Origin of the sequence: Mycobacterium persicum, from assembly GCF_002086675.1 — a bacterium.
In the GTDB taxonomy this organism is placed as follows: domain Bacteria; phylum Actinomycetota; class Actinomycetes; order Mycobacteriales; family Mycobacteriaceae; genus Mycobacterium; species Mycobacterium persicum.
The window spans coordinates 46,768-52,767 of record NZ_MVIF01000030.1 but is presented as its reverse complement, the minus strand read 5'-3'; the positions used below and the strand labels follow the sequence as shown (position 1 = coordinate 52,767).

Below are 6,000 nucleotides of genomic sequence, written 5' to 3'. Positions count from 1 at the left end.
CCGACTCAGGCTTGCGCCAACCCGCACGAGGCATACCCTACAAACTACACCCATGTAGTCTTAACTGAACGGTATTGGGTCTAAGCCAGGTCTAAGCCAGGTCTAAGCCGGCGTGAAATAAGGCAGTGTCAAATCAGAGCCAATCTCGTGGAATTGCACGTGCACCCGCATGCCGATGTCCAGATCCGCCGGTGCTATGCCGACGATGTTGGTCAGCATCTGGTAGCCCTCGTCCAGCGTGACGATCGCCGGCGCATATGGCGGCTCGAACTCGGGCGTCACCGGCCGGTAAACCACTGTCCAGCTGTATATTTCGCCTACCCCGGCACTGCGCATCCAGATTAGATTCCCGGACATACACTGCCGGCAGTGCTCGGCCGGCGGGAAATGCGCGGCGCCGCACGTCTGACAGTGTTGATAGCGCAGCTCGCCTGCTCGGCATCCGTCCCAGAAAGGAGCGCTGAGCGGACTTCTCGGGTGCGGCGCCGGCCCGCGCTGCGGCCGCAACACCTCGCCCGAACTCATCGCGGTTCGGCTCCGAGGATCAGCACCGTGGTGAACAATGCACCCGCTCCCCCGTTGCTGCACAACGCGATACGTGCATCCGGAACTTGAAGCGCGCCGGCCTCGCCGCGCAACTGCTGAACCGCTCGAATGGCGCGCTGCATCATTTGCGGATTCCTCCCGGCATGGCTGAAGGACATGGTTCCGCCGTCGGTGGTGACCGGGTGGCTACCGCCGATGGCGATGTGACCGTCGGCGACGAACGGTCCGCCTTCGCCCGGGCCGCAGAAGCCGAACGCTTCCAGCTGACGGATGATCTCGAACGAGAACGGATCGTAGAGTTCCAGCACATCCACCTGGTCGCGACGCAGCCCGGCATGCTTAAACGCGCGATCGGCCGCACGGCTGCCCACCCGGCCATTGACCTGACCACCGTGCCGGCCTGCGAGGTCCCAAGCGGGTGGGTGCTGATACGACGGACCGAAATGATCTGCGCCACTTGCCAATACGTAGATCGGCTGGCTGGCGACCGGCACCTTGTCCAGGTTCGCCACCACCAGGGCGCAGCCTCCCTCGGAGGTGGTGGCGCAATCGAGTAGGTGAAAGGGCTCGGCGATGGGTCGTGATGCGGTGATGTCCTCAGGGGCGAAGGGTCCGCGTTGGTAGTACACGGCTTCCGGGTTTCGCGAGCCGTTGTTGCGGATGGTGGCCGCGACGATGGACAGGTGCTCGCGGGTGGTCCCAAAGACGTGCATGTGGCGACGGGCGATGAGTGCGAACTCGGCGGCGGTGAACATCCCCCACGGCGCCACGAACTCGTTCTCCGGCCGGGTCCACGGCGCCGTGGCTACATGGTCGCGATATTCACCTGCCTGGGCGGCGACGAGGACCACCACGTCGGCCATGCCGTGCTCGATCGCGGTGACGGCCTCGGTGATCATGCCGATCCCGAACCCCACCCCCTGCCAGGCCGGCCCGAGCCGGAGGTCGTAGATCAGTGCCGTGGACAAGGTGCCGGCACTGATGCCGTCCACGTCGTCGAGGTTGAGGCCGGCGTCGTCGAGGGCTCCCCGGATGGCCTTCACCGCCAGGCTGCGGGAGGTTTCGCCGTCCAGGCGGCGTCGCTGGCGGGTGTTGTACACGCCGACGACGGCTGCGGTGTTGCGCTTGGTCGCGCCCACTGTCACTCCGTTCTGCTGCCGTGCGGGTGTGGCACACGGCACGATGACGATCATGACCGATTCCAGCGCGACCCGAGTGGCCGTCTACTTCGACTTCGACAACATCGTGATCTCGCGCTACGACCAAGTACACGGACGCGGCACCTTCCAAAAGGACAAGACCAAGGGTCTGGACCCGCAGCGGCTGCGAGCGGCGACGGTCGATTTGGGCGCGATCATGGATTTCGCGTCGTCGTTCGGCACCCTGGTGCTTACCCGCGCGTACGCGGATTGGTCGGCCGAGGTGAACGCCCGCTACCACGGCCAGCTTGTCGGACGCGCGGTCGATCTCGTGCAACTGTTCCCCGCAGCCGCATACGGCAAGAACGGCGCCGACATCCGGCTGGCCGTCGATGCGGTCGAGGACATGTTCCGGCTGCCCGACCTGACCCACGTGGTGATCGTCGGCGGCGACTCCGACTACATCGCGCTCGCACAACGCTGCAAGCGGCTGGGCCGGTACGTCGTCGGCATCGGCGTGGCCGGCGCCAGCAGTCAGTCGCTGGCCGCCGCGTGCGACGAGTTCGTCACCTACGACACGCTGCCCGGGATATCCACCACCGTCGTGGCGGCGCAGCCCAAGAAACGCGGACGCCATGCCAGCACCGCGGAGCCGGACGAGGAGCCGGCTTCACCCGACCCGCAGGCCGCCGCCACCCGACTGCTCGAACGGGCGCTTCGGATCGGCCAGGAGAAAGACGACGCGGACTGGCAGCACAACTCGATGGTCAAGGCCCAGATGAAGCGGATGGACCCCTCGTTCAGCGAGAAGTCGCTGGGCTTCAAGTCGTTCAGCGACTTTCTGCGTTCCCGCAGCGAGGTGGTCGACCTTGACGAGAGCAGCACCACGCGGATGGTGCGCCTGCACAGCGACGCGGGTTGATCGCCGATCATCCGTCTATTTCGCCGGCGATTCCGCGCTCGATGCTGGCCCGGATGCTGCCCGGCAATACGATGAGGCCGTCGAGTTCGGTACGCGCCAAAGCATATGCGCGCTGTCGCTCCTGCTGCGTCGCGGAAGTGTCGGCCGCCACCCGCAACAGGCTCTGGGCACGCGCCAGGCGCTGCCGTTCCTCCCGTGAGAAGTCGTTCCTGCCTTTACGAATGGCCTCTGTTTCCGCGGCGTTGAACGCGGTCACATAGCTTTCGACAGCGTCGAGGTAGTGTCGCGTACCCTCCCGGTCGTCGACCAGATCTTCCGCACGAACCGGCCGATGGAAATCGGCCGCCAGTTTGGCCTTGTGAAACGCCGTTGTCAGCGGATCTCGCATGTCGGTCATCACCGGGAAGTCGAGGAGCTTGGCGGGATCGAGTTCGTACTCCAGCCAGCGAGCATCGGTGTGGTCATGTGCATCGATCGCGCGTCGTATCGCGCGCCAGTGCGACGCATGATTGCCGACCTCACCCGAGTCAGCCGCAGGTTCTGCGGGATCGCCTGAGGACTGTCGTTGTCTATTCAGCGACGACAGCGCCCGGATGCCGGCATAAATCACGCCGATCACCGGTGCGGCCAGCACCAGCAACTCCAGCAGCCGAAACAGCAGTCCCACCAGGCAAGGATGCCATCATTGCGCTTAAAGGGCTGCCTGCTGCGCCAACCGCACCCCGAGATGCGGTGTCGAGCTTGGCATCGACATACGTCGACGTCGACGGCATCGAACCGTCAATGCCGAAGTCGTGAATCGTAAACCGCACCAAGACCATCCGTTGTCGCAGGGTTGCGTTTCGCCGAGCGCCCAATGAGCTTCCGGGCGCTCACCGCCGACGATATCCACGAGATGGCCGACTGAGCTGACGTAAGGCTGCGAACCTGGCGGGTTATCCACAGCCTGACGGTGGACCCGCGGTGTTGTCGGCCGGCCGTGGCATAATCGAATGTATGTTCGACTACCAGACCGGTGAGGTCGCCGAGATGGATGACTGGTTTGAGCGCCGTCATCCCTCCCAAACCCTGGAGTCGGCGAGGTTGTTGGACCGGATGTGTGCGGCGGGCCGGACGGAGAATCGGGCCGCCGCGGCACAGCTGAGCGCGATCGGGGAACTGTTCGCCTATCGGCTCTCCCGGTGTTCAGAGACCGAGGATTGGGCCATCGACACCATGGAGGCGGTGGCCGCCGAAGTCGGGGCGGCGTTGCGGATCAGCCAGGGGTTAGCGGCCAGCCGGCTGCGCTATGCCCGGGTGATGCGTGAGCGGTTGCCGCAGGTCGCCGAGCTCTTTAAGGCCGGGGACATCGACTACCGGGCGTTTCAAACGCTGGCCTATCGCACCGAGCTGATCGAGGATCCGCAGGTGCTGGCAGGGGTAGATTCCCAGTTGGCGGCGCTGGTGCCGCGCTGCCCGTCGCTCAGCCGGGGCCGGCTGGGCGCCCTGGTCGACAAGGTCGTGGCCAACGCCGACGCCGATGCGGTGCGACGCCGCAAGGAACAGCAGACCGAACGCCAGATCCGCATCGACGAGGGTATCGGCGGGATCTCCCAGATCGAGGGCACCCTGTTGACCCCCGATGCCCACGCGCTGGACAAGCGGCTGACCGCGCTGGCGGCCACGGTCTGTGACCATGACCCGCGCACCCGCGACCAGCGCCGCGCCGATGCGTTGGGGGCCTTGGCCGCCGGGGCCGATCGGCTGGGGTGTGGCTGCGGGCGTACCGACTGCTCGGCCGGCAAACGGCCGGCCGCATCCCCGGTGATAATCCACCTGATCGCCGAGCAGGCCAGCCTCGACGGGCGCGCCCAGACGCCGGCATCCCAAGTCTGCGCCGACGGGCTCATCGGCCCCGAAACGGTGGCCGAGTTAGCGGCCTCGGCCAAACTGGTGCCGTTGACCCACCCTGCCGACACCGGCCCGGAGTCGGGCTATGTTCCGTCGAAGGCCTTGGCCGATTTCGTGAGATGCCGCGACTTGACGTGTCGCTGGCCCAACTGTGATCGCCCGGCCTTCGATTGCGACCTCGATCATTCCATCCCCTACGCCGCCGGCGGGCCCACCCATGCGTCAAACCTTAAGTGCTACTGCAGGACTCACCATTTGCTGAAAACCTTCTGGGGCTGGCGCGACATGCAACTGCCCGACGGCACGCTTATCCTGACCTCCCCGACCGGGCACACCTATGTCACCACTCCGGGCAGTGCGCTGCTGTTTCCCCACCTGTGCGCACCCACTGCCGATCTCCCCACCGACCAAATCCAAACACCTGACCCCTGTGCCGGGCGCACTGCGATGATGCCCAGACGCCGCCGCACTCGCGCCCAAGACCGCGCCCAGCGCATCGCCACCGAACGCCGCCACAACCACCGCGCTCGCACCACCCCGCACACCGAACACACCAACCAAACCGGACCCGCCCCACCCGACACCGACGACGAACCACCGCCGTTCTGATACAGAACGGCCTCGATGTAAGCGAGGTCGCTACCGCGCGCCATTACCGCTTGTCGGTCTGACCGGCCGCGATCTCGTCCGCCGCCTTGGCGACAATTCCTCCGGCCAGTCGCGACGACATCTCGGGGGCGTTCGCCGCGAACCGGGCCAGCGCCCGCTGACGCAGCGGGGCCACGGTGACTTCGGCGCGATTTCGCTCGATGGCGTCGACTACCGCCGCACCGACCTGTTCGGGTGTGCCGGTGCCGATCAGCGGCGGCATCGCGGCCCCCGAATCGGCGAACATCCCGGCACCACCGATTGCCCCCCGGGCTAACCACCGAGACGCCCACCCCGGCCGGTCGCAGGTCGTCGCGCAGGCACAGCGCGAATCCCCGGATGCCGAATTTCGTTGCTGCATAGAGCGAGGCGCGCGGTGTGGCGGCCTTGCCGGAGATCGACGAGAGGAAGACGAAATGCCCAGACCTTCGTTTGGTGAACACCGGAATCAGTTCGCGCGTCAGCTGTACCGGTACCTCGAGGTTGACCCGTAGCGCACGGTCTACCTGCTCGGCAGTGAAGCTGTCCAGTTTTCCCGACGCCGGCAGCGCGGCATTGGCGACCAGGACGTCGATCTCCCCCGCCTCGGCAAGCAAGGCGGCTGCGGCGCCGGATTCGGACAGGTCACTGACGACCGTTCGGTGGTCGAGTCCGCTCAGCGAAGCCGCAAGCCTGTCCAGCTCCGCCGGTTTGCGGGAGCTCAGGATCAGTCGCGCGCCGTGGTCGGCGAGTGCCGCGGCGATCGCTCGTCCGAGGCCGCCGGTGGCACCGGTGAGCAGGACGGTCTTGCCCGTGAGTTCCATTCGCTCGACGCTAGTCCAGGTCGCCGTGTCAACCGAATGCATCGTCGAGCAA

Annotated in this window: 6 protein-coding genes and 1 pseudogene; 2 read left to right on the top strand and 5 right to left on the bottom strand. The window is 66.1% G+C overall.

All coding sequences use genetic code 11. The features are described from left to right. Positions 1-102: 102 nt before the first annotated feature. Both BST40_RS32535 and BST40_RS12150 read right to left on the bottom strand, forming a co-directional pair. Positions 103-525, bottom strand: coding sequence for a Zn-ribbon domain-containing OB-fold protein (locus BST40_RS32535; RefSeq protein WP_075549475.1), 423 nt, complete (start codon positions 523-525; stop codon positions 103-105). Further along, complete coding sequence (locus tag BST40_RS12150; RefSeq protein ID WP_083154380.1) at positions 522-1,685, bottom strand: thiolase family protein; 1,164 nt, start codon at positions 1,683-1,685, stop codon at positions 522-524. Before BST40_RS12150 ends, BST40_RS32535 begins: the two co-directional genes overlap by 4 nt. Before the next feature lie 52 nt (positions 1,686-1,737). Between BST40_RS12150 and BST40_RS12145 the strand changes: the two genes are divergently transcribed. Next, the gene (locus tag BST40_RS12145; RefSeq protein WP_075549565.1) at positions 1,738-2,607 is read left to right on the top strand and encodes an NYN domain-containing protein; all 870 of its coding nucleotides are present in this window, start codon (positions 1,738-1,740) and stop codon (positions 2,605-2,607) included. A gap of 7 nt (positions 2,608-2,614) precedes the next feature. Here the strand turns inward: BST40_RS12145 and BST40_RS12140 are convergent, their stop codons facing one another. Further along, positions 2,615-3,274 carry a hypothetical protein gene (locus BST40_RS12140; protein ID WP_083154373.1) on the bottom strand — a complete coding sequence of 220 codons (660 nt, stop codon included), beginning with the start codon at positions 3,272-3,274 and terminating at the stop codon, positions 2,615-2,617. Positions 3,275-3,603: 329 nt separating this feature from the next. Here BST40_RS12140 and BST40_RS12135 point away from each other — a divergent pair, with 329 nt between their 5' ends. Then, positions 3,604-5,106, top strand: coding sequence for an HNH endonuclease signature motif containing protein (locus BST40_RS12135; protein ID WP_083154371.1), 1,503 nt, complete (start codon positions 3,604-3,606; stop codon positions 5,104-5,106). 43 nt (positions 5,107-5,149) lie between these two features. Here BST40_RS12135 and BST40_RS31650 read toward each other — a convergent pair whose 3' ends face one another. After that, a complete protein-coding gene (locus tag BST40_RS31650) occupies positions 5,150-5,392 on the bottom strand; it encodes a hypothetical protein (protein WP_244174366.1) in 243 nt (80 codons plus the stop codon). 76 nt (positions 5,393-5,468) lie between these two features. Continuing rightward, a pseudogene (locus tag BST40_RS31645) lies at positions 5,469-5,948 on the bottom strand (SDR family NAD(P)-dependent oxidoreductase); the annotation flags it as partial. Between the last annotated feature and the right edge of the window lie 52 nt (positions 5,949-6,000).